The organism is uncultured Kocuria sp. (assembly GCF_947500125.1).
Classification (GTDB): Bacteria; Actinomycetota; Actinomycetes; order Actinomycetales; family Micrococcaceae; genus Kocuria.
Map to the genome: position 1 here is coordinate 12,930 of NZ_CANMRA010000018.1, position 23,695 is coordinate 36,624.

At 69.1% G+C, this 23,695-nt stretch carries 17 protein-coding genes; 8 read left to right on the forward strand and 9 right to left on the reverse strand.

The genetic code is table 11. From position 1 onward, the window contains the following. The first annotated feature begins 43 nt into the window (after positions 1 to 43). Positions 44 to 265, forward strand: coding sequence for a hypothetical protein (locus Q0817_RS12525; protein WP_298588054.1), 222 nt, complete (start codon positions 44 to 46; stop codon positions 263 to 265). A 608-nt stretch (positions 266 to 873) separates the two neighbouring features. On the opposite strand, the gene Q0817_RS12530 is transcribed toward Q0817_RS12525, so the two are convergent. The 3 genes from Q0817_RS12530 to Q0817_RS12540 all read right to left on the reverse strand — a co-directional run bounded on the left by Q0817_RS12530 (position 874) and on the right by Q0817_RS12540 (position 3,041). After that, the gene (locus Q0817_RS12530; protein ID WP_298588056.1) at positions 874 to 2,016 is read right to left on the reverse strand and encodes a heparan-alpha-glucosaminide N-acetyltransferase domain-containing protein; all 1,143 of its coding nucleotides are present in this window, start codon (positions 2,014 to 2,016) and stop codon (positions 874 to 876) included. Between the two features lie 249 nt (positions 2,017 to 2,265). Further along, complete coding sequence (locus Q0817_RS12535; protein WP_298588058.1) at positions 2,266 to 2,787, reverse strand: DUF2269 domain-containing protein; 522 nt, start codon at positions 2,785 to 2,787, stop codon at positions 2,266 to 2,268. A 14-nt stretch (positions 2,788 to 2,801) separates the two neighbouring features. Then, positions 2,802 to 3,041, reverse strand: coding sequence for a hypothetical protein (locus Q0817_RS12540; protein ID WP_298588060.1), 240 nt, complete (start codon positions 3,039 to 3,041; stop codon positions 2,802 to 2,804). Positions 3,042 to 3,160: 119 nt separating this feature from the next. Between Q0817_RS12540 and Q0817_RS12545 the strand changes: the two genes are divergently transcribed. Further along, the gene (locus tag Q0817_RS12545; protein ID WP_298588062.1) at positions 3,161 to 3,730 is read left to right on the forward strand and encodes a TetR/AcrR family transcriptional regulator; all 570 of its coding nucleotides are present in this window, start codon (positions 3,161 to 3,163) and stop codon (positions 3,728 to 3,730) included. A gap of 522 nt (positions 3,731 to 4,252) precedes the next feature. Here Q0817_RS12545 and Q0817_RS12550 read toward each other — a convergent pair. The 6 genes from Q0817_RS12550 to Q0817_RS12575 form a co-directional block, all read right to left on the reverse strand. After that, the gene (locus Q0817_RS12550; protein WP_298588064.1) at positions 4,253 to 4,891 is read right to left on the reverse strand and encodes an AAA family ATPase; all 639 of its coding nucleotides are present in this window, start codon (positions 4,889 to 4,891) and stop codon (positions 4,253 to 4,255) included. Positions 4,892 to 5,232: 341 nt separating this feature from the next. Further along, entirely contained in the window at positions 5,233 to 6,387 is a 1,155-nt protein-coding gene (locus Q0817_RS12555; RefSeq protein ID WP_298588066.1) for a heparan-alpha-glucosaminide N-acetyltransferase domain-containing protein, read from the reverse strand. 311 nt (positions 6,388 to 6,698) lie between these two features. Beyond that, a complete protein-coding gene (locus Q0817_RS12560; RefSeq protein WP_298588068.1) occupies positions 6,699 to 8,018 on the reverse strand; it encodes an IS256 family transposase in 1,320 nt (439 codons plus the stop codon). A gap of 626 nt (positions 8,019 to 8,644) precedes the next feature. Continuing rightward, positions 8,645 to 9,268, reverse strand: coding sequence for a class I SAM-dependent methyltransferase (locus Q0817_RS12565; RefSeq protein ID WP_298588070.1), 624 nt, complete (start codon positions 9,266 to 9,268; stop codon positions 8,645 to 8,647). Positions 9,269 to 9,594: 326 nt separating this feature from the next. Then, complete coding sequence (locus Q0817_RS12570; protein ID WP_298588073.1) at positions 9,595 to 10,194, reverse strand: multicopper oxidase domain-containing protein; 600 nt, start codon at positions 10,192 to 10,194, stop codon at positions 9,595 to 9,597. Further along, entirely contained in the window at positions 10,160 to 11,155 is a 996-nt protein-coding gene (locus Q0817_RS12575) for a multicopper oxidase domain-containing protein (protein WP_298588076.1), read from the reverse strand. The genes Q0817_RS12570 and Q0817_RS12575 overlap by 35 nt, the downstream gene beginning before the upstream one ends. 715 nt (positions 11,156 to 11,870) lie before the next feature. Here Q0817_RS12575 and Q0817_RS12580 point away from each other — a divergent pair. The 6 genes from Q0817_RS12580 (at position 11,871) to Q0817_RS12605 (ending at position 23,456) form a co-directional block, all read left to right on the forward strand. Further along, positions 11,871 to 14,387 (forward strand): cation-translocating P-type ATPase, encoded by a 2,517-nt coding sequence (locus Q0817_RS12580; RefSeq protein WP_109244562.1) that lies wholly within the window; start codon positions 11,871 to 11,873, stop codon positions 14,385 to 14,387. Positions 14,388 to 14,448: 61 nt separating this feature from the next. Further along, a complete protein-coding gene (locus Q0817_RS12585; protein ID WP_101851210.1) occupies positions 14,449 to 16,929 on the forward strand; it encodes a phosphoketolase in 2,481 nt (826 codons plus the stop codon). Next, positions 16,872 to 20,195 (forward strand): beta-phosphoglucomutase family hydrolase, encoded by a 3,324-nt coding sequence (locus Q0817_RS12590; protein ID WP_219588388.1) that lies wholly within the window; start codon positions 16,872 to 16,874, stop codon positions 20,193 to 20,195. Before Q0817_RS12585 ends, Q0817_RS12590 begins: the two co-directional genes overlap by 58 nt. 4 nt (positions 20,196 to 20,199) lie before the next feature. Beyond that, positions 20,200 to 21,864, forward strand: coding sequence for an AarF/ABC1/UbiB kinase family protein (locus Q0817_RS12595; RefSeq protein WP_101851211.1), 1,665 nt, complete (start codon positions 20,200 to 20,202; stop codon positions 21,862 to 21,864). A gap of 63 nt (positions 21,865 to 21,927) precedes the next feature. Then, positions 21,928 to 23,013, forward strand: a complete 1,086-nt coding sequence (locus Q0817_RS12600; RefSeq protein ID WP_101851212.1) for a type II glyceraldehyde-3-phosphate dehydrogenase — start codon at positions 21,928 to 21,930, stop codon at positions 23,011 to 23,013. Next, entirely contained in the window at positions 23,010 to 23,456 is a 447-nt protein-coding gene (locus Q0817_RS12605; protein WP_101851213.1) for a universal stress protein, read from the forward strand. The genes Q0817_RS12600 and Q0817_RS12605 overlap by 4 nt, the downstream gene beginning before the upstream one ends. The last annotated feature ends 239 nt before the right edge of the window (positions 23,457 to 23,695 follow it).

The window sequence follows — 23,695 nt, forward strand, 5'->3', positions numbered from 1 at the left end:
CGGGAAGTAGCCTGATGGGTGGAATCTAAAGGAGGGCTATCCAGTGAACAGTGACGAGGCGTGGATCCAGGATCTGAGCGAGGTGACCCATGGTGACTGTATGGAGGTGTGGGAAGAGGGCAACCTGCTGTATGCGGGCGCCGTGGACCAGGTGGACTCCGCCCATGGTGTCGTGTGGATTCTGGAGGAGGGGATCGGGGAGCGGAAGATGATCCACGCCCAGCAGTACCACCTGCGATACTGCTCGACTAGTTGCTCCCGCTGAACTGCGCCTGGTTTCGATACGGGGCCTGCGGGCGTCGATGCTTGGGGAAATGCCTGTGACCGGGCGAGATGCTCCCCTGTTGGTGAACAACGGGTGAACACGCAGTGGATGGTTGTAGATTCAACATTGCTCTCTCCGGGGGGAGAAGGCCCAAGAGCCTGTTGGTTCTTGAACCGTCGGTGCGACTTCGGTCCGGGCCCCACATAACCCGTTTGACACCGACGGAGGGCGTCCCAGCATACGATCCGGGGGGATTGTTGCTGGGACCCCTGTCTGCCCTGGGCATCTTTCTCGCTGATATTCTGCCACTGGCGATCGCGTTGAATGCCGCTCAGGTCATCAAGTTATCCAGTGCCCCCCGCTATGTCCGGGGAAACAGGGCGGGCATGCCGCCATCACCTCCTGTGATGGTAGGGCGTTCTGCTTCGGTGTTTGCTCGCCGTCAATGTGGCGCCGGCCGATGATCAGGACGAGGCCAGGATGTTGGCGAGCCGTTCGAGGTCCTCGATCCACAACGTTCGGCCCCCTTCCGGGAAACATGGCCCAATACCGATGCCGATCCGAGGGCCCGTCGGTGCCGGTCAACGGGCAGCACATCGGCGGAAAGCTCAACGGGGCGCAGAAGCTATTCTGATGCTGGCACCTCGTGCGGTCATCGATACGAGCCGCTCGAGGGGGCCCTGACCGAAGATGCGTTGCCAGATCAGCGCGAACACGACAGCGGCGGTGAGATAGATCGTGAACCACAGTACGGGCCGGTCGTCATGAACCCCGAAGGACGGCAGCACCAACTGGGCCGAGTACAAGGTCAAGGTCATGACCCCGATCGATGAAAGCGGCAACAACCAGGCGCCGGCTCGCGGGGTGAGGAGCAGGAAGGACCCGAGGACGATTAGACCTGCTCCCAGGCTCGAGGCGATGGCCAGAGGAGTGTTGGCGTGCGGGGTGGTGACCCCCAACCACCACGAGGACACCACGAACGTGGTGTCCGGGCCGAAGACGAGGATGCGCTCCAACTCCTCCCGACTTCCGGACGGAACGTCCTGCCTCAATTGCTCGTAACCACCCAGCACGTGGAGCAGGATCCAGGAGATCAGCCGAGCCAGCAGGGCCAGCCCGACTCCGGCCACCAGCACACCGGTGCGGACCTGGCAGCGACGCAGATCCAGGCGCCCCAGCGCCAGCCCGGTCAGCAGATAAGTCAGATAGGCCAGAGCCGGGTAGGTGCCCGTTATCAGGAACTGGGCGATCGTCGCTGCGGGACTGAGGAAGAGGTCGGCAAAGGTGGGATTGGACGAGGTGTAGGCAGGCAACTGCGCCCGCAGGCCCAGGATCAGCACCGGAGACAACAACGCCAATCCCCCAGCACCAATCAGCAGCTTCCGGGGAGGAAGGTGCAGGAACGGAACGGACAGCAGGAAGAACACCCCGTAGTAGGGCAAAATGTTGACCGCCGAGGTGTCTGCGGGCATCAGGTACCTGAGGGACATCCCCACAACAAAGATCAACAGCGCGCGGACCGCGACGCCGACACGGGCCCCGGTCATTCGCTGGCCCCGGGGCGGGGTGCGCCCCCCAGAGAACAGGCCCAGCCCCACCCCAGCCAACAGAGCCAGCAAAGCCGCCGAATCCTCGGCGAACAAGATCCAAGACCACGTCGGGTCACCGGTGGACTGATCCGTACCGGGCAGGAAGTGGATGGCCGTCAACCCGACCAACGCCAGACCACGGGCGGCATCCACCGCAAGCACGCGCCTTGTCCCGCCCGGCGCCCTCGATCCGGCGGATCGGCGGGACACCGGCCAGGAAGGGTTGTCATTCATCGACCATGCCCTCGCTCTCCTCCCCATCGATTACCGCCGGCTTTACGACAAGCTAAGCAAAGGAGACGTACGACGTCGGCACGGACCCCATACGATTTTGCCCTAACTCTCATCGCGGGCGGCTCACAGCCGCAGCCGATCAGCTCTCCAACCTTGAGGTGATTCCAGCCTGGCGCTTCAGGTTCGTGGCCGCGCAGGTGGCGCAGACAGGGCGATCCGCTCACGTCGGCGGCGCCACCCGTAGCGGGTCATCCCCCTTGGCTTGTACACCGCCAGCACTGTAGCCACCAGCAACACCAGCAGTGCGGCCCCGGCATGGATCACCGGGGAGGGGTTACGAACGACCTCGAGGTCTACCCCCGGATCAGCAGCCGCCCGGGCCATGAGCGCGAAGGTCTGCATGTACGCCAACAGGATGAGGGTGGCGACGACCGTGATCCCCAGCTTGAAGATCACCCAGTAGTGACGGAACAGCCCCCAAGTGGTGCCCAACGACTGCACGATGCCCGTGACCAGGGAGGCCGCGGCCAGCGGCACCAGGGCGAACCAGGCGGCCTGCTCCATCAGTAGATACGCCCCCCGCACCGTGAGGGCGTTCGAGCTGAACAAGCCGATCAGGGCCAAGGCCAGGAAAACCAGCACCGCCCCGAACCAGCCCACCGAGGACAGCACGTGTGCGAGCAGGGCAACCTTGCGCAACCGCGGTCCCATCGTCATGGCGACGGGGCGTGGCCCTGGGCCAGCACTGGGGTGCTGGAGCCGGCGGCCAGGCCATGGCGGCCGGGGCCATGGCCGCCCGGTCCCCCCAGCACCAGGAGGATCACGGCCAGCACGGTCACCAGCAGCACGACGAGCCCGGAGACTTTCACCCAGCGCGGCATCCCCTCCCTAGGATGATGGTCGGGGGCCATGCCGGGATCACCCGAACTTGAAGCGCGGGACTGATGCGCCATCAGAGTCTCCTCGATCGCGGACGAATGTCAGACCCAATCGGGGCCAACACGATTTATCGATACAGTATGTCTCCCTCACATCATTCTGTCTCCATGGTGGCGGTACGTAGACTGAAGTGGTGCCGAAGCTGTGGAGCGAGACGATCCAGACGCATCGTCGGGCAGTTCGTGATGCCGCCTTGGATGCGGTGGCCTCACTGGTGGCCGAGCACGGGCTGACCTCGGTGACGATGTCGCGCGTAGCCGAGCAGAGCGGTATCGGACGGGCCACCCTGTACAAGTACTTCCCCGACGCGCAGGCCCTCCTCGCCGCCTGGCACGAGCGCCAGATCGCCGACCACCTCCAACGACTCACTGCGATCCGCAGCAGATCGGGGACTCCCGCGGAGCGGCTCGAGGCCGTCCTGGAGGCCTACGCCGTGATCACTCACGAACACCCCGGCACTGAACCGGCGACACTGCTCCACCAGGGCGACCAGGTCCACCGAGCACAGCGACATCTTCTGGAATTCCTCCAGGACCTGCTCACCGAAGGCGCCCACGCCGGGGAGATCCGCGACGACGTCCCGCCCGAGGAACTGGCCACCTACTGCCTACACGCTCTCACTGCCGGCGGCAGGTTGCCCTCCAAGGCGGCCGTGCACCGCCTCGTGACGGTCACGCTGGCCGGACTGCGCCCCCTGCACTGATGGGGCCCCGGGCGATCCCCTCGCTCCACGGCCTCTCGATTTGGTGGGGCTGTCAAGGGCCACTACATAATGGGCTCGCCGAGTCGACCGGCCGGTGATGTGAGGGAAGTGAAGGCGTGAGCGCACGGGCTCTCGGGTGGACCGGAGCCGCGATTGCCACCGCCTTTGCCGCCGCGTCCCACGTGGCCGCCGGCGGCCGGTTCCCTCCGGTGCTGTTGGTGTTGCTGTCTCTGGCGCTGTCCGGGCCGGTGTGTATGGCTCTGGCCGGCCGGGTGCTTTCCCGCTCTTTGTTGCTCGCTGGCGTGCTGGTCGGCCATGACGGTGAAGACCGTCGACCCCACCGGGGTACGGGAGATCCACGCCCCCGCCCAGGGTCAGCACCCGTAGACCAGCATCCCTGCCCCGCATCACCTCCGAGAGGACCGGCATGTTCGGGCTCACCTGCCCTGGGCGGTCCAGCGCCGGGATCCTCGAGGTGCCGTCCTCTTCGCTGGAGGATCAGTCCAGGGCTTCCGCGGTTCCTCACCGGCCAATGAGTCCGGTGAGCCGAGCGAGGACGGCCTCAGGTGCCCCGGTGGCGTCCACGACGACCCAGCCGCAGGCATCGGCGAACTCCAGATAGGCCGCCCGGGCCGCGCGCAGATACTCCAGCGGTTCGTGGTCCTGCCCGCGGGCGAGGATCCGTGCGTGGGCGGTCTCGGCCGGGACGTCGAGGACGACCACGACGGCCCCGCGCAGCACGGCGGCCGACCCCCACGGGAGGATCCGGCCTGGCGGCAGACCCCGGACCCGTCGCAGCACCAGCTGGCACACCAGGTGGCGGTCGATCACCACCAGCCCGTCCCGACGTGCGGCCCGCACCTGGCAGACCAGGACGTTGGCGGCGCGCACCACGGTCTCGAACCGGTCCGCCCACCGCACCGGCACCTCCGCCCCGACGCGCGCGGAGGTGCGGGCCAGCCAGCGGCGACCGGACCGGTTGCGCAGCACGATCGCCTTCCGCTTCGCCGCCCGCTCCGCCGCCACCAGCGACGAGGCCGCCGTCGTCTTCCCGGCCCCGTCGATGCCCAGCAGCACCACGGTCCGGGCCCGGCGCGCCGGCAGCCCCCGGGGCTGCCGCCCTCGAGGCGCCCCAGCGGCAGGGCGCCTGCGGCGCCCCATCATCGGGATGTTCCTGATGCTGTTGAACGGGACACTGCTCCGCCTTTCCGGCTGTTAGGGGCGTCGCGTACCTTGTGCCGATCGGGCCCATGGGAGCGCCAACACCGGTCGGGAAACCCACCAGGCGGCTGGGGGGTCTGGACCTGGTCATCAGTAAGGCCCAGGGCGGGGCTCTGGAGGTCACCATCCCCGGGCCTGAGCACGGAGCCGGCTTCTGCATCCGCCTCCCCCGACACCCACCCGAGAACTGACCGGAGCCAACAGCTCCGGGCCGCGCCCGCCACCGAGGAATCCACCTGCTGTGGCTGGCACGGCGCGTGAGAGTCTGCCTCGGCTGGTGCTCACATCCGGTGGAGCCAGTGGAGGCGGTGGAGCACGGTGCGGCGGGTCGTTTCCACGCTGGTGCTCAGCACCCGCTCCAGCGGTCCCTGGCCCAGTGCTCGTTGCCAGGCCACCGCGAGCAGTGCCGCGACCACCAAGTGGATGACGTACCACAGGTAGGGCTGGTCGTAGGGGGCCTGGAAGGACAGCGCCACCAGGTGTGCGGTGAACAGGGTCAGGGTCATCGCGCCCATTGCCGACAGCGGCAGCAACCATGCCCCGAACTGTTGGGAGACCAGCAGGAAGCTCCCCAGCACCAGCAGTCCCACGCCCAGGCTGGCGGCGATCTCCCACAGAGGGTTGGTGTGCGGGGTAGTGATCGCCAGCCACCAAGTCGTGTCGGTGGGCAAGGAATCCGGGCCCCGCACCAGCACCTCCGCCAGCTCGTCCTGGCCCATCCCACCGGTGGTCAGCGACCGGTCATACCCGCCGAAGGCGTAGGACACGAAGGCGGAGGTGGTCTGGGCGAAGAGCACCAGTCCCGCTCCCACCGTCAGCAGCCGACCCTGGATCCCCGTGTCGCGCAGGTGCATCCGCCCCAAGCCCAGCCCAACCAGCAGGCAGGTCAGGTACGGCAAAACCGAGTAGGTGCCGGTCAACAACAGCTGGGAGATCGTCCCCGCAGGCTCCTCCACCCCGTTAGCGAACGTGGGGTTGGAAAAGGTGTATGCGGGAAGGATTTCTGCCAGGCCCTGCATCAGTAGCGGACCCACGATCCAGGAAATCGCTGCGCAGACGAACAACGCCGTTGCGGACAGGTGCAGGAACGGGATCGCCAGCAGGAGGAACACCCCGTAGTAGATCAAGAGGTTGTCCGCCGGGGCGTCTGCGGGCATCAGCGCCCCGATCCCCAGACCCACCACGGCGATCAGCACCGCCCGCATAACCACCCCCATCCGATCGGCAGCCAGCCACCTGCCGGTGTGCGGGAACCGCCCCCCGGAACTGAGTGCCAGTCCGACCCCGGCCAGCAGGGCGAACAGTGCCACCGCATCCCCCGAGGAGAAGAGGTGCGACCAGGTCGATTCCTGGGTCGCATCGTCATACTCGGGCAAAATCTGCATCGAGATCAGCCCGATCAAAGCCAGCCCGCGGGCCGCGTCAATGCCGGCCAACCACCTTGAGGGCCTGCAGGCACCGCCCGTGGCACCCGTCAGGGCAGGTTCTTCCGTTCTGGACGTCCAACTCATGGGTCCCCCGACCTACCGGGCCCGCCCCGGCACCCCCAGGGTCCAGAGTCGAGCCGTATCTGAGGTCCCAATCTCCGGGACCATCCTGCGCTCAGGATCTCTGCTGCACCTGGCGCTCCAGTTGAGCAATCCTCAAGATTCCATAAAGTCCCGCGAGCCCCACCGTGCACGTAGGTCTCCCCCCATGTGTGCGGACGGGGACTGTCGCTCTAACGGTGTAAGAGGCGTTTCCATGGTTAGTGGTTCTCCGCTGCCGGCATCCGGTCGGCGAAGGTGATGGCGAAGGCGTTCAGCGCAGGCTTCCACCGTGTGATCCATCGTGTCTGCCCGGTGCCCTTCGGGTCCAGACTCCGCACGACCAGGTACAGGGTCTTCATCGCGGACTGCTCGTTGGGGAAGTGCCCCCGGGCCCGCACCGCCCGGCGGAACCGGGCATTGAGGGACTCGATCGCGTTGGTCGAGCAGATCACCCGGCGGATCTCCACGTCGTAGTCCAGGAACGGCACGAACTCGCTCCACGCCGCCCGCCACAGCCGGATGATCGCTGGATATCTTCTGCCCCACTTCTCTTCCACCTCCTCCAGTGCCGCCTCGGCGGCAGCCGCGGTCGGGGCGGTGTAGATGGGCTTGAGGTCCTTCGCGAGCTCTTCCCAGCACTGCCGAGCCGCGTAGCGGAAGGTGCCGCGGATCAGGTGGATGATGCAGGTCTGCACCGTGGCCAGCGGGAATACCGCGTTCACGGAGTCGGGCAAGCCCTTCAACCCGTCGCACACGACGAAGAAGATGTCCCTCACGCCGCGGGACTTCAGGTCAGTGAGCACCGCGTACCAGAACTTCGCGCTTTCCCCGTCACCGTCCCCGGCCCACATCCCCAGGATGTCCTTGTGCCCGCCCAGATCCACCCCGATCGCCGCGTACACGGGCCGGTTGCGGACCTGTCCGTCCCGGACTTTGACCATGATCGCGTCGATGAAGATCGCCGCGTAGACCTGCTCCAGGGGCCGGGCCCACCACGCCTGCATCTCCTCGATGACCCGGTCGGTGATCCTCGTGACGGTGTCCTTGCTGACCTCGGCGCCGTAGACCTCGCCCAGATGCGCGCTGATCTCCCCGGTGGTCAGCCCCTTGGCCGACAACGACAGCACGACCTGGTCCAGGTCCGACAGACGCCGCTGGCGCTTGCGCACGATCACCGGCTCGAAGGACGCCTCACGGTCTCGCGGCACCTCAATCTCCACCGGGCCGGCGTTGTCGGTGATGACCGTCTTGGCCCGTTTGCCGTTGCGCGAGTTGCCGCGGTTGCGCCCCTGCGGGTCGCCGGGCTCGTAGCCGAGGTGTTCGTTCATCTCCTCGTCCAGGGCGGCCTCGACGACCATCTTGGTCAGCTGCTTCAGCAACCCTCCGGGGCCGGTCAACGCCGCCCCGCTGGCGCGGGCGGCGCGGACCAGTTCCCGGACGGTGTCCTGGTCGGCCGCGCTCAGCTGCGCGTTGTCTTCCGGCTCGTCACCGGATGTCGGTGGGCTCACGTCCACCAGTGTCTCGATCTTCTCGCTCATGTCGACCCTCCAACCCCGAATGGGGTGATTGGGCCTCTTACACCGTTACTGCGATAGTCCCACTCGAGCATGGACGCGCTCAGACCGGAGGGTTTCACGGATGCGCCAGGGGCGCCCGCTGCTACAGGTGGTGGTCGTAGTTCTGGGTGCCGTAGTGGTAGCTCTCGGTAAGGCTCATCCACCCCGGGGGTAGGAGGACCCCGGTGCACCATATGTGCATCCCACGGTTCAGCGTCTGCGCAGGCTCGGTCTCGAGCCGAGCGGGCAGGGCGCCAGTGGTGCGGTCGCGTTACCGGATCAGACGGGGTCCGTGAGCCGGACGAGCCGTGCGGCGGTAGCTGAGGATAGTTGATGATGTGGAACGGTTCGGCGCTGGCTTCCAGGACCTGGGCGATGGTCCGGCTGATCGGGGCGGGGGCGGCTCATCAGGCGGACCAGCGACAACAGGCGCGGAAGGACCAAATAACCGAAGAACATGTGAAACAGCAGCTGCCCGTCGGCCCACCGGGTCCCGGCCGTAGGCCGGAGCAGACCCGCCGGGGGCGCTACTGCCATCGAAAGGTGGAAGTCGGCGCGCAACCGATCAAGTTCGTCTTGAGCTCCTTGCCGGGTGAGCGGTACCGTGTTCACCGGCTCCTCCTCGACGTGATGTCATCGCCGGGATCGTCCGTGGCTCGGCTTGGCTTCCAGGTGATGAAACGGAGCACCCGATCCCCGAGGGAGTATCTGAGGCTGATCGGGTCAAGGCCGGCTTGTCTCAGGGCTGGTTCGAAGGCTCCAGGTTCGATGAGCCGGTGCGGTGACCGGTCGGCCCAGTGCACCCAGGAAGCGGCGCGGGAGGCCAGCAGGTCGTATCCCACCAACACCCCGCCCGGCCGCAGGACCCGGGCTGCCTCACCCACCGCACGTTCCCACTGGATCACATGGTGGAGCATCAGGAAGCTCACCACGGTGTCGAAGGCCCCGTCCTCGAAGGGCAGCCGGGTGGCATCGGCCGGACGCGCCTGCGCCCGGGGGAATCGGGCCAGGCGCTGCTGGGCGGCCTGAACCATCACCGGATCGGCGTCGGTCGCGATGAGCCGCACCTGAGGATTGGCTCCGGCGATGGCTTCGGCCATGACCCCGCTGCCTCCGCCGATCTCCAGCACGTCCCCGGTGACGGGAAACCCTTGGGTCGCCCAGGGAACCATCCACCGGGCCACCACACTCCACGGCGCGCTGCGACAGAAGGAGGCTTCCAGGGCGGACATCCTCGGCATGGTCTCCACCTCCTGGTGCACCCGCATGGACTCGACAGAGCATCACAGCCCAGCGCGACACCAATGAACCGTCGTCCGGCCCGGCTCGACAAGGTCGGTGGACCCATGATCGCTGCTCATCCCAATCACCGCGATGACCTCCTGCAACCGGTCGCCGGTCACCAACAGCAGGGACCCTCCATCGGCGCAGAAGCCAGCCTGGTCATCGGTCTTCCTCGCCTCGAGACGTCCCCGCCCACCCAGACGTGCCCCCCGGGCTCCTGGACGGCGAGGGCGCCCATCAGGTGCCTGGGCTCGAAGGCCGCTGGCAGGGCTGTTCAGGCCCGGTAGGAGACCACGGTCATCATCCCGAGTTCGCCGTGGTAGATGTTGTGGCAGTGCACCAGCCACTGCCCGGGGTTGTCGGCCTGGAAGTCCACGGCCAGGGTTTCCATCGGCAGCACGTTGATCGTGTCCTTGCGGATCCCGGGCCCGGCCTGCCCGGCCAGGGCGAAGGTGTGCCCGTGAAGGTGCATGGGGTGGAACATCATCGACTCGTTGCGCATCACCAGCCGCACCCGCTCCTCGGGACGGATCTCCAGGGGGGTGTGCTCCCCGAACGGGACCCCGTTGAGGACCCACTGGCGGCCACCGTCGACCATCTGCAGGGCCAGCTCCAGTTCCCGGTCCGGTTCCCGGACCTCCAGGGCGGCGGCTTCGGTGGGGGCCAGATCGGTGTAGCGCAGCAACCGCCCCGTCAGCTCCCCCGGACGGGCACCGGGAGCCGGGGTGGCGCCGGAAGCGGTGCGCAGCACGGCCTGCGCCGGGGCCGCGTCCTTGCCTTCCGGGACCGCCACCACCGGGAAGGCCCCGTCACCGGTGGTGATCACCACGTCGTAGCGTTCACCCATCCCGATGATCAGAGTGTCGACCTCCACCGGGACCACGGGGAAACCATCGGTGTGCGTCACGCTCAGGCGGTGCCCCCCCCACGGCAAAGCGGTAGGCGGTGTCCCCACCGGCGTTGATGATCCGCAACCGGATGCGCCGTCTGGGAGCGGAGGTGATCACGAACGGGTCCTGCGGCAGGCGCCCGTTGATCAGATGCCCCGGATAGGACACGTCCCCGGTATCAGCCCCCAAGGGCTGGTCAGCCGAGGGCATCGATCCCTCCATGTCCATGCCACCCATGCCCATGTGCCCCATGTCTTCCATGCCGGACATGCCACCCATGTCCATGCCCTCGCGGGCCATCCGCTCCACGATGGCCTCGGGGCTCTCCCCCCAGCCGTCGGTCCAGTCGTCGAGGACCAGCACGACTTCCTGGTCGTAGTCCCCCGGCTCGGCCGGGTCCTCCACGATCAACGGGGCCTGCAGCCCTCGGTCCAGTTGCGCCCCGACGTGGGGGTGGAACCAGTAGGTGCCCGGGTCCGGCACCACGAAGCTGTAGTCGAAAGCCGTGCCGGGGGCCACCGGGTCCTGGGTCACCCCGGGCACCCCGTCCATGTCGTTGCGCAGCGCCAGCCCGTGCCAGTGCACGGTGGTGTCCTCCGGGAGGTCGTTGACCAGCCGCACCTGCAGCTGGTCCCCGGCGCTGAGGCGGATCTCGGGGCCGGGCACGGTGCCTTCGTAGGCCCAGGTCCGTACCGTGCGGCCCCCCAGATCCACCGTGGCCGGGGCCGCCCGCAGCTGCCGGCGCACCACCTTGCCCGTGGTGGCCCGCCCGGCCTCGGCCGCCGAGACCGCCGCGCCGCCGGGTCCCACCGGGGTCGGGTCGCCGAAGAACCGGGTGCCGGCCAGGGCGCCACCACCGACCACCACCAGGCCCGCAGTCCCGAACTTCAGGAAGCGACGCCGGTCAAGGCTCTTGCCCTCACGGGAGGGGGACGATGAGGGCACGACAGGACTCCGATCCGGTAGGAACAAGGACAGAAGACGGTCCGGGGCCCATGTCCTGCACGAAGACCACGAACGACTTCCCCTACCACGGTAATTGCACAGAAGAAAGAGGTGACGGGTTACCGATGAAGATTCGTTGAAGATTCCTGCCGTGCGGTCTTCACGGGGTGTTCTTGGGCTACATCTAGAGGCAGGGATGGGCCCTGGTGCCCAGCGGACAAGGTCGGGAAGGAGCACCGTGGAATCCACCGCCTTTGGGGCCCCGGCTCTGCCGGAGGACCGCATGGGTCACCATTCCTGCGATGAGGCCGCTGCGGGCGGGGCGGGACAGCAGGACACGGCGGGGAACAGTGGGCGCCGAGGCACGGCTGGCGTGCTGGTGTGGAGTGCTCCGGAGGAGCAGTCGAGGATGAGATGCCGGTCGGTACGCACTTCCGCACCCTGGTCCGTGCAGCGCTTCTGGAAACGATTCCCTGTGGCGGGGTCTCAGGTGGTGGAAGGCCCTCTCTTCGGTGCCCAGGAGCCCGCGGGCAGCACGTCTGCACGCCGGACTCCTCGGCCGGTATCCGGGGGTGTCTGCAGCGCCGTGGCGCTGAGCCCCAACGCTTCTCCGACCACCCCACCCCACCGTGCTTTGCACGGCGGAGTACTCTCCGCCGTATGGGCTCTGGGCCGGGGAACTCGCAATGCCCCTCAATCATAAGGAGAACACCAGATGGCTCCATCGACTCTGCACACTGTCGTTGAAGTGTCCGGGCTGCACTGGGCCACCTCTGAGCCCGTCATCGAGAAGACGCTGCTGCAACGGCCAGGGGTCGTGTCGGTGGAGGCCAATGCGGTGTCCCAAACGGCCACGGTGACCTACGACCCGGATCGGACTTCTGTCGCTGAGATCACCGGCTGGGTGCAGGAGTGCGGGTACCACTGCCGCGGCGCGGCGGTGCCCGAGCACATCTGCGCGCCGATGAGCACGGACTCATCCGGAACCGGGGCACCCGTCCACCCCCACCACGCCGGGTCCGCCGGCACCACCGCAGCTGCGGTGAGGACGGCGGCGGAGGCGGGAGGCCGTGCTGGGCATGCGGGTCGTCAGGAGCATGGGCAGGAACCGGCCGGGGAACACGGCGGACACCTCGGCGACGGTCGGCGTGCCGCGCCGGCTCCGGGTGAGGTGATGGGCCATGGCGGGCACGGTGGGCACATGATGTCGATGGACGAGATGGTCCGCGACATGCGCAACCGGTTCCTGGTCGCGGCACTGCTCTCCATCGGGGTCACACTGTGGTCCCCGATGGGTCGGGACATGTTCGGCTTCGACGTCCCGGCCCCGTTGGGGCTGCGCGACGATGTGTTCGCGCTGCTGCTGTCGTTGCCGGTGATCTTCTACTCGGCCTGGATCTTCTTCGACGGCGCCTTCCGGGCCCTGCGGGCCCGGACCTTGGACATGATGGTGCTGGTGGCCATCGGGGTGGGGTCGGGGTGGCTGTACAGCCTCTATGTCACTCTCACCGGTGGTGGGGAGGTGTTCTACGAGGCGGCGACGGTCCTGGCGTCCTTCGTGCTGCTGGGCCACTGGTTGGAGATGCGGGCCCGGGGCGGGGCCAGTGAGGCGATCCGCACCCTGCTGGAGCTGGCGCCCCCGGCGGCGGTGGTGATCCGGGGGACCGAGACCGTGGAGGTGCCCACCGCCCAGGTCCAGGTCGGGGACCTGTTGCTGATCCGGCCCGGTGCCAAGGTCCCGGTGGACGGGGTGGTGGAGGAGGGCCAGTCGGAGATCGACGAGTCGATGGTCACCGGAGAGAGCCTGCCGGTGTCGAAGTCGGTCGGCTCCGAGGTGATCGGCGCCTCGATCAACACCACCGGCACTGTGCGGGTCCGGGCCACCAAGGTCGGTGCGGACACCGCGTTGGCGCAGATCGTCGCGCTGGTGCAGGAGGCGCAGAACTCCAAGGCCCCCGGGCAGCGCTTGGCCGACCGGGCCGCGTTCTGGCTGGTGTTCGTGGCCTTGGTGGGCGGCACCGCCACGTTCGCGATATGGCTGGCGCTGGGCGCTGCGGTGCCGACCGCGTTGCTGTTCGCCATCACCGTGGTGGTGATCACCTGCCCGGATGCGCTGGGACTGGCCACACCTACGGCGATCATGGTGGGCACCGGTTTGGGGGCCAAGCGGGGGGTGCTGTTCAAGAACGCCACCGCCCTGGAGACCGCCGCCCACATCGACACGGTGGTGATGGACAAGACCGGGACCCTCACCAAGGGCGAACCCGAGGTCACCGACGTCGTCGTGGAGGGCATCGACGAGCTGGAGCTGCTGGGCCTGGTGGCGGCGGTCGAGCGGGAGTCCGAGCACCCGCTGGCGACCGCGGTCGTGCGCCACGCCCTCCAGCGCGGCGCCCCGTTGTACACGGCCTCGGACTTCACCAACGTGCCCGGGCACGGGGCCGGGGCCGCGGTCCAGGGGCACCGGTTGCTGGTGGGCAACCGCAAGCTCATGGCCGACCGCGGGATCGAGCTGGGTTCCCTGGCGGGGGTGCGCGACGAGCTGGCCTCGACCGGGAGGACGGCGGTGCTGGTGGCGGTGGACGGGAGGGCGGCGGCCGTGATCGCCCTGGCCGACGCCGCCCGGGACACCGCGGCGGCGGCGGTGAGCGCCCTGCACGAGGCCGGCATCGAGGTGGTGATGCTCTCCGGTGACAACGAGGCCACCGCCCGGCGCATCGCCGGGCAGCTGGGCATCGACACGGTTATCGCCGAGGTCCTGCCCGAGGACAAGTCCCGCAAGATCGCCGAGCTCCAGGGCAGCCGGAAGAAGGTCGCGATGGTCGGTGACGGGGTCAACGACGCCCCGGCCCTGGCCCAGGCGGACCTAGGCGTGGCCATCGGGGCCGGCACCGATGTGGCCATCGAGACCGCCGATGTGGTGCTGATGCGCTCGGATCCGCTGGATGTGCCGATCGCCCTGCGGATCGGGGGCGGGACCGTGCGGAAAATGCGGCAGAACCTGTTCTGGGCCGTCGGTTACAACGTCATCGCCTTGCCCATTGCCGCCGGCGTGTTCGTGCCGTTCGGTGTCGTGCTCAGCCCGGAGATGGCGGCGATCTCGATGTCGGGCTCCAGCTTCATCGTCGCGGTGAACGCTTTGCTGCTGAAGCGGCTGCGGTTGCCGGAACCCCCGCAGCCGAGCCCTGCGGCTCGCACGGAACCGGCGCTGACACCTGTGGGAGACCGGTAACCCCGGCTCCCCGGTACGACCCGATCCTGACCCGTTCTCGCCGAAGAAGAGGAAGAGCCCGATGACCACTCCCGAAACCACGGCACCCGCCCTCGTGGGCCCACAGCCGTTGAGCGAGACCGAACTGTCCCGGCTGGATGCGTGGTGGCGGGCGGCGAACTACCTGTCGGTGGGGCAGATCTACCTCCTGGACAACCCGCTGCTGCGGGAGCCGTTGTCCGTGGAGCACCTCAAGCCCCGCCTGCTGGGGCACTGGGGGACCACCCCGGGGCTGAACCTGATCTACGCGCACCTGAACCGGGTGATCAAGGCCCGGGAGTTGGAGGCGATGTATGTGACCGGACCCGGCCACGGGGGCCCGGGGCTGGTGGCCTGCGCGTATCTGGAGGGGACCTACAGCGAGGTCTACCCGGGGATCGGCCGGGACACCGAGGGGTTGCGGCGCCTGTTCCGGCAGTTCTCCTTCCCCGGGGGGATCCCCAGCCACGTGGCCCCGGAGACCCCCGGGTCCATCCACGAAGGCGGGGAGCTGGGGTATTCGTTGATGCACGCCTATGGGGCGGCCTTCGACAACCCGGGCCTGCTGGTGGCCTGCGTCATCGGGGACGGGGAAGCCGAGACCGGGCCGCTGGCGGCCAGTTGGCACTCCAACAAGTTCCTGGACCCCGTCCACGACGGAGCCGTGCTGCCGATCCTGCACCTGAACGGCTACAAGATCGCCAACCCGACCGTGCTGGCCCGGATTCCCGAGCAGGACCTGATGAGCCTGTTGCGCGGATACGGGCACGAACCGTATCTGGTCAGCGGGAGCGACCCGGCCCAGGTGCACCAACGGTTCGCGGCCGTGCTGGAGGAGGTGCTCGAGGACATCCGTCGCATCCAGAGTCAGGCCCGGGAGGGCACCGCCCCGGAGTTCCCGCGGTGGCCGGTGATCGTGCTGCGCACCCCTAAGGGGTGGACCGGGCCCGCGGAGGTGGACGGGGTGCCTACCGAGAACACCTGGCGTTCCCACCAGGTGCCCCTGTCCGGTCTGCGGGACAATCCCCAGCATCTGCGCCAGCTGGAGCAGTGGTTGCGCTCCTACCGCCCCGAGGAGCTCTTCGACGCCGCCGGGGCGCTGGTCCCCGAGCTGGCCCAGCTGGCCCCGGAGGGCACCCGCCGGATGAGCGCGAACCCGGTGACCAACGGTGGCGCCGTGCTGGAACCCTTGCGGTTGCCCGATGTCCGCGACTACGCCGTGCCCGTGGAGTCCCCCGGAGCCACGGTTCACGAGGCCACCCGGGTGCTGGGCACCTGGGTGCGCGACGTGATCCGGGACAATCCGCGCACCTTCCGGCTGATGGGCCCCGACGAGACGGCCAGCAACCGGCTCAGCGCGGTCTTCGAGGTCACCGACCGGGTGTGGGAGGCGCAGATGCTGCCCACCGACGAGGGCCTGGGCCGCTCCGGGAGGGTGATGGAGGTGCTCTCCGAGCACCTGTGCCAGGGCTGGCTGGAGGGATACCTGCTCACCGGCCGGCACGGGCTGTTCTCCTGCTACGAGGCGTTCATCCACATCGTGGACTCCATGGTGAACCAGCACGCCAAGTGGTTGAAGGTCGCCGGGGAGATCCCCTGGCGCCGACCGATCGCCTCGCTGAACTACCTGCTGACCTCTCACGTGTGGCGTCAGGACCACAACGGGTTCTCCCACCAGGACCCCGGCTTCATCGACCACCTGGTCAACAAAAAAGCCGAGATCGTGCGCGTCTACCTGCCCCCGGACGCCAACACGCTGCTGTCGGTGGCCGAGCACTGCCTGCGCAGCCGCGACTACATCAATCTCATCGTCGCCGGCAAGCAACCCGCCCTGTCCTACCTGTCCATGGAGGAGGCGGCATTGCACTGCCGCCGCGGTGTGGGCATCTGGGAATGGGCCGGCAACGAACCCGCGACCGCTCCCGATGCCGCCTCACCGGCCCACTCCGGGACACGCGGTGGGCCGGTGCTGCCCGATGTGGTGCTGGCCTGCGCCGGGGACGTGCCGGCCCTGGAGACCCTCGCGGCCGTGGACCTGTTGCGCCAGCACCTGCCGCAGCTGGTGGTGCGCGTGGTCAACGTGGTGGATCTGATGCGCCTGCAACCGGCCAGCCAGCACCCGCACGGGCTGCCGGAGGCGGAGTTCGACGCGATCTTCACCACCAGCCGTCCGGTGATCTTCGCCTACCACGGCTACCCGTCGCTGATCCACCGGCTGACCTACCGCCGGACCAACCACGGCAACTTCCATGTGCGCGGCTTCCAGGAGGAGGGCACGACGACCACCCCCTTCGACGTGGTCATGCTCAACGACCTCGACCGGTTCCACCTGGTCATCGACGTCATCGACCGGGTGCCCGGTCTGGCCGAGGCCGCCGCCCCGTTGCGGCAGCGCATGGTCGAGGAACGGGTACGGGCCCGGGCCTACACCCGGGCCCATGGGGAGGACGACCCGAAGATCAGCGGTTGGCGCTGGCCCTCCGCCCCCACCAGCAGCGCCCCGCGCGGACAGGGGTGCTGCTGATGTACCTGGAACACCTGCTTCCGGGCCCGGCCCGCACGGATGAGGGGTATCGTGCGGTCGTCTTCGACATGGACGGGGTCCTCACGGACACCGCCGGGATGCACGCCCGGGGGTGGAAAGCCGTTTTCGACGAGGTCCTCCCCGAGCTGGGCGGCACTGGGCAGGCGCCCTTCGACGCGCAGACGGACTACCGGGCCTACCTGGACGGGCGCCCCCGACCCGAGGGGGTGCGCACCTTCTTGGCCTCCCGCGGGATCAGTGTGCCCGAGGGCGGGCCCGGTGACGGTGCGCAGCTGCTCACCGTCCACGGGCTGGCCGCCCGCAAGCAGGAGCTCTTCGCCGCGGAGCTGACCCGGCAGGGGGTGCGGGCGTTCCCCGACGCCCTGGTGCTGTTGGGCGCGCTGGTGGCCCGGGGGGTGCCCACGGCCCTGGTGACCTCCAGCAGCAACAGTGCCGCGGTGCTGGCGGCGGCCGGGGTGGGGCACCTGTTCACCGTGCGCGTGGACGGCACCGACGCGCAGCGGCTGGGGATGCCGGGCAAACCGGACCCGGCCGTCTTCCTGGAAGCGGCACGCCGCCTGGAGGTCCCACCGGCCCAGGCCGTGGTGATCGAAGACTCCACCGCCGGGGTCGCAGCAGCCACCGCCGGAGGATTCGGCCAGGTCATAGGGGTCGACCGCACCGGGGCCGCCCACGAGCTGGCGGCAGCTGGTGCCCATCTCGTGGTGGAGGACCTTCGGGCGGTGCCGCTGGTACCCCTGAGCGAGGACGCCGCGCCGGTGGAGCACCGAGGGTCGTGGTGCGGTGGGGCGGTCACCGCCACGACCGACGGGTGGCGGCTGGTCTATGACCGGTTCGACCCGACGCAGGAAGGCACCCGCGAAGCCCTGTGCACCCTGGGCAACGGGTACTGGGCCACCCGCGGGGCGGTGCCGGGCAGCACCGCCGACGGGACCCATTACCCCGGGACCTATTTCGCCGGTATCTACAACCGCCGCACCACCGATCTGGCCGGGCACCCGTTCGAGACAGAGCACCTGGTCAACGCCCCCGACTGGACGTACCTGAGCGTGCGCCCGGCGCAGGGGCCCCTGCTGCACCCGGGGTGCCCGGAGATGATCGCTCACCACCAGCTCCTGGATCTGCGCCACGGGGTGCTGACCCGCACCAACCGCTACCGTGACGCGACCGGGCGCACCACCCGGGTCACCTCCCGGCAGCTGCACAGCCTGGCCGACCCGCACCTGGCCGCCCTGGAGGTCACCGTGGAGGCCGAGGACTGGTCCGGGGAGCTGATCGTCGAATCCGCCGTCAACGCCGCGGTGTCCAACCGCAACGTGATCGCTGATCGTCAGTTGGCCGGCGAACACTGGGCTCCGGTGGAGTCCCGGGAGTTGGATGCGGAAACGGTGCTCTACGTAGCGGCCACGACCCAGTCCGGCGTCACGGTGGCCACCGCCGCCCGCACCCGGGTCGCCCCCGGCTCCGCTCAGACCGGCCGGCGCCTGGTTCCCGGCCACAGGCTGGGGCACGAGATCACCTTGGTGCTGCGTCCCGGGCAGCCGGTGACCCTGGAGAAGACCGCGGCGGTGGCGACCTCCCGGGACCGGGCAATCTCCACCCCCGCCCTGGACGTGACCTCGAAGATCGGTGAGACCCCCGGGTTCGCTCTGTTGCTGGGGGACCAGGAGAAGGCCTGGGCGGAGCTGTGGGACCGCTTCGGCATCAGCCTGGAGGCCGGCCCCGCCCAGGAGCTGGCGCTGAACCTGCACATCTTCCATGTGCTGCAAACGGCCGCGGCAGCGGGCCTGGACCTGGACGCCGGACTGCCCGCCCGCGGCCTGCACGGGGAGGGATATCGCGGCCACATCTTCTGGGACGAGATCTTCGTCTACCCCATGCTCACCCTGCGCCGGCCGGAGCTGACCCGGTCCTTCCTGCGCTACCGTCATCGACGCCTCGGGGCGGCCCGGACTGCGGCCCGGGAAGCAGGACTGGCAGGGGCGCTGTTCCCGTGGCAGTCCGGCAGCGACGGGCGGGAGGAGACGCCGAGAACGCTGTTCAACGTCCGCAACGGGCAGTGGATGCCCGACAACTCCCACCGTCAACGCCACGTCGGGCTGGCCGTGGCCTACAGCGTGTGGCAGTACTACCAGGCCACCGCCGACATCGGCTTCCTCACCGACTACGGCGCGGAGCTGATCATCGAGGTGGCCCGGCTGTTCAGCAGCCTGGCCGTCCACGACCCTGTCGAGGACCGCTTCGACATCACCGCGGTGATGGGCCCGGACGAGTACCACGACGGCTACCCCCACGCCCCCGGCCAGGGAGTGCGCAACAACACCTACACCAACGTCCTGGCCGCCTGGGTCCTGGCCCGCGCCGGAGAAACCGTCGAGCTGCTGGCCGGCCACGACTGCGACCCGCTGTGGCGCCGGTTGCACCTGGCCCACGAGGAGACCGCGCGCTGGGACCGGATCAGCCGACGGCTGCGCGTGCCCTGGCACGCGGACGGCATCATCAGCCAGTTCGAGGGCTACGAGGACCTGGAGGAGTTCGACTGGCAGGCCTACCGCGCCCGCTACGGCAACATCGGCCGGCTGGATCTCATCCTCCAGGCCGAGGGTGACTCCACCAACCGCTACAAGCTCTCCAAACAGGCCGACGTGCTGATGCTCTTCTACCTGTTCTCCGCCGAGGAACTGCGCGGACTTTTCGCCCGCCTGGGCTACGCCCTGCCCCCGGACCTCATTCCCCGCACGGTCCACTACTACCTGGCCCGCACCAGCCACGGCTCCACCCTCAGCCGGCTGGCCCATGGCTGGGTGCTGGCCCGCACCGATCGGGCCCGGTCCTGGACCCTGTTCGACCACGCCCTGCGGGCCGACCTCGACGACACCCAGGGCGGGACCACCCGCGAAGGGATCCACCTCGGGGCGATGGCCGGAACCGCCGACATGGTGATGCGCTGCTACGGGGGCGTGGAGACCCGGGCCGAGGCCCTGTGGTTGCACCCGGTGCTGCCCGAGGAGATGGCCGCGGCCTCTTTCCAGCTCCGGTACCGGGGCCAGCCGATCAGCGTCAGCCTCACCCGGCACACCATGGCGATGCGCCTTCATCCCTGCTCGGCCGCACCCATCCGGGTGTGTGCCGAGGGCCTGGAGAGAACCCTGAGCCCCGGCCAGGTCTGGAAGGTGCCGCTCACCGCGGTGGGCCCCCCGCCCCCCAGCGCGCAAGGCCGCGCTGCCTCCACCGTGGGGAGCTGAGGCCATGACCGACCACCACGCCGAGCGGTTCCGTCAGATCACCGAGGTCCTGGCTCGTCACGGACTGGGCTTCGGGATCGGGGCGGCCGGGCTGCACCGGTGGCTGCCGGTGGAGCACGGGCTGCTGGGCCACGAACAGCGCGAGGAGCCCTACACCAATCCCGAGCACCTGCGTCTGGCCCTGGAGCAACTGGGACCGGTGTTCGTCAAGTTCGGGCAGGTGCTCTCGACCCGGGCGGATCTGCTGCCCGAACCGTACCGGGAGCAGCTGTCCCGGTTGCAGGACTCCGCCCCACCGGTGCCCGGGCCGGTCATCACGGAGCTGATCGCGGGCGAGCTCGGCCACGCCCCTTCGGAGGTGTTCGCCGCCTTCGAGGAGACCCCTCTGGCCAGTGCGTCGCTGGGACAGGCCCATGCGGCCCGCCTGGCCGACGGCACCGAGGTGGTGGTCAAGGTGCGTCGGCCCGAGGTCGCCGCCCAGGTCCAAGAAGACCTGGAGATCCTGCAGAACGTGGCCGCACGGGCCAGCCGCTATTGGGAGGCCGCCGCCGACTACGACGTGACCGGCATCGCCGAGGAGTTCGCCGTCACGCTGCGGGCGGAACTGGACTACCTCGCCGAAGGGCGCAACGCCGAACGTTTCGCGGCGAACTTCGCCGGCAACGACGACATCCGCATCCCCCGGGTCTTCTGGGAGACCACCACCTCCCGGGTGCTGACCCTGGAGCGGATGCACGGGCTGAAGATCAGTGACCTGGCCGGGCTCGAGGCCGCCGGGATCGACCGGGCAGCCCTGGCGAGCCGGGCGGCCGGTGCGGTGGCCCAGATGGTGTTCCGGGACGGCTTCTTCCACGCCGACCCGCATCCGGGCAACCTCTTCGTGGAACCCGGCGGGCGCATCGCCCTGATCGATTTCGGCATGGTCGGGGACATCGACGAGCACCTGCGGGCACGTCTCGGGGCCCTGTTGCTGGCCCTGGTGCGCCAGAACCCGCGGCGGATCGCCACCGCCCTGGCCCAGCTGACCACCTCCCGGCACCCGGTGAACATCCCCGCCCTGGCCGGGGACCTGGCCCCTGTCGTGGCCCTCTACTCGGGGCGCCCCTTGGGCGAGATCCCGGTCGGGGGCCTCATCAAGGAAGTTCACGCGGTCCTGCGCCGCCATCATCTGCAGTTGCCGCGGGAGTTCTCCTTGTTGCTGAAGATGCTGTTGATGGCCGAGGGTGTGGGGACGATGCTGGACCCCCAGTTCCAGCTCGGTGAGGTCCTGCGGCCCTACGCCCACGGTCTGCTGCTGGAGCGCTACTCCCCCTCCGCCATCGCCGGACGCCTGTCCCAGGCAGGGACCGATGTCCTGGATCTCACCGCTGAGCTGCCCGAGCAGCTGCGCCGCGTCCAGGCCATGCTCGAGGCCGGGGGCCCCGAGTTGCACCTGCGCACCGCAGAACTGGACCCTCTCGTGGACCGCCTGGAATCGGCAGGCCACCGGTTGGGGCTGGCGATCCTGGCGGCCGCGTTCGTGCGTGGCCTCGGTGATCTGGCCGCCTCCGACCCGGTGCGGCGCCGGTCCTGGCAGCTGCCGGTGCTCAGCACGGGCCTGGGCGCGACCGGTTCCCTGGGCGCCTATCTGGCGTGGTCGGCGCACCGGCAACGACGACGCCGGCCCTGAGCACTGGCCAGCACCGATCCACACCACCGACCGCCGGTAGTCCCTGTTAGGAAAGGAACGAAAATGACCCAGAAGATCCGGGTGGGCGTCAACGGCTACGGGGTGATCGGCAAACGCGTCGCCGATGCGGTCACCGCCCAACACGACATGGAACTGGTCGGGATCAGCGACGTGGTCTCCGACTACCGCATCGCCACCGCGGTCTCCCGCGGCATCCCCGTCCACGCCTCCACCGCCGCAGGGGCAGCGGCGATGCGCTCGGCGCAGTTGCCCGTGGCAGGAGAGCTGCACCAGCTGCTCGGGGCCGTGGACGTGATCGTGGACTGCACCCCGGCCAGGAGCGGGGCCACCAACCTCGAGCACTACCGCGCCCACGGGGTCAGAGCCGTCTTCCAGGGCGGGGAGAAGCACGCCCTCACCGGCCACTCCTTCGTCGCCCACGCCAACTACGCCACCGCCCTGGGCCGGGACACCACCCGGGTGGTCTCCTGCAACACCACCGCCACGGTCCGCACCCTGACCGCGCTGCAGGGCGCGGGACTGCTGGCCAGGGCGCGCGGGGTGCTCATCCGCCGGGCCACCGACCCGTGGGAGTCCGATCACTCCGGGATCATGAACACCGTCGTCCCGGAAACGGCCATCCCCAGCCACCAAGGGCCCGACGCCCGGACGGTCGTGCCGGACCTCGACGTGGTGACCATGGCCGCGAAGGGCTCCCACACCCAGAACCACCTGCACTACTGGGCCATCGACCTCACCCGCCCCGCCACCCAGCAAGAGGTCCTCGAGGCGCTGGGCGCCATGCCGCGGGTCGCGCTGGTCCGCAGCGGCGAGGGGATCGTGGCGCCCAACAGCACCATCGAGCTGATGCGGGACCTCGGCCGGCCCCGCGGGGACATGTACGAGGTCGCCGTGTGGGCCGACATCCTCACGGTGCAGGGCGACGAGCTGTTCTGCACCTACACCGTCGACAACCAGGCGGTGGTCGTCCCGGAGAACATCGACGCGATCCGGGCCCTGGCCGGCACCGTCACGGACGGGGCCGAATCCATGAGCCGCACCGACGCCGCCCTGGGGGTGCGCGCGGACTTCCTCGCGCCCGCCCCGCACCCGGGCCGGCCCCACCCCGCGGCGGGGGCACGGTCGTGAACGCCGCGGAGACCTTCCGCGTCGTGGTCGGGGTGGACGGATCGCCCGAGTCCCTGAGGGCTCTGGAGTGGGCGGTCACCGAGGCCCGGTTGCGCCAGGGCCAGGTCCATGTGGTGACTGCCTGGCAGCATCCGTCCATGGTGGCCGGCGACGACGAGCCGGACTGGGACCTGACCAGGTACGAAGCCAGGGCCCGGTTCCTCCAGGACGACGCGATGCGCAGCGTGCACGCCGAGCAGGAGGACATCACTGGCGAGGTGGTCCAGGGCCAGGCCGCCGCGGTGCTGGTGGAGGCTTCCGCCGAGGCCGATCTGCTGGTCGTGGGATCCCACGGCTACGGCGGCTTCACCGGCCTGCTGCTGGGCTCGGTCTCCAACCAGGTCCTCCACCACGCCCGCTGCCCCGTGCTCGTCGTCAGACCCCGTCACCCGGGCCGGCTGTAGAGCCGGGTCCGGCCCCGGTGGTTTCCGCAGCTGCGGATCCGGGGGTGGGAGGCCCCTCAGGTTCTCGTCGAGCAATCAGGCCGATCCCGGCTCTTCGCAGATGAGCGGGGTCGGGAGGTTCTCTGCCGGAGCGGTGGGGGCCGTGTCGAGCTGAGTGGGTAGGCGTCGAGGCCTTCAGGATGAAGGCGTCTACTCCGCATCCTTCGAAGGCCTCGACTGTGACCCAGCCTATCGGCGGG

What these genes read in the sequence shown, in the direction of transcription:
- Q0817_RS12560 (WP_298588068.1), bottom strand. Translation starts at nt 8,018, where the DNA reads ATGAGCGAGAAGATCGAGACACTGGTGGACGTGAGCCCACCGACATCC.
- Q0817_RS12595 (WP_101851211.1), top strand. Translation starts at nt 20,200, where the DNA reads ATGACCGACCACCACGCCGAGCGGTTCCGTCAGATCACCGAGGTCCTG.
- Q0817_RS12550 (WP_298588064.1), bottom strand. Translation starts at nt 4,891, where the DNA reads ATGGGGCGCCGCAGGCGCCCTGCCGCTGGGGCGCCTCGAGGGCGGCAG.
- Q0817_RS12565 (WP_298588070.1), bottom strand. Translation starts at nt 9,268, where the DNA reads ATGTCCGCCCTGGAAGCCTCCTTCTGTCGCAGCGCGCCGTGGAGTGTG.
- Q0817_RS12580 (WP_109244562.1), top strand. Translation starts at nt 11,871, where the DNA reads ATGGCTCCATCGACTCTGCACACTGTCGTTGAAGTGTCCGGGCTGCAC.
- Q0817_RS12585 (WP_101851210.1), top strand. Translation starts at nt 14,449, where the DNA reads ATGACCACTCCCGAAACCACGGCACCCGCCCTCGTGGGCCCACAGCCG.
- Q0817_RS12540 (WP_298588060.1), bottom strand. Translation starts at nt 3,041, where the DNA reads ATGGCGCATCAGTCCCGCGCTTCAAGTTCGGGTGATCCCGGCATGGCC.
- Q0817_RS12600 (WP_101851212.1), top strand. Translation starts at nt 21,928, where the DNA reads ATGACCCAGAAGATCCGGGTGGGCGTCAACGGCTACGGGGTGATCGGC.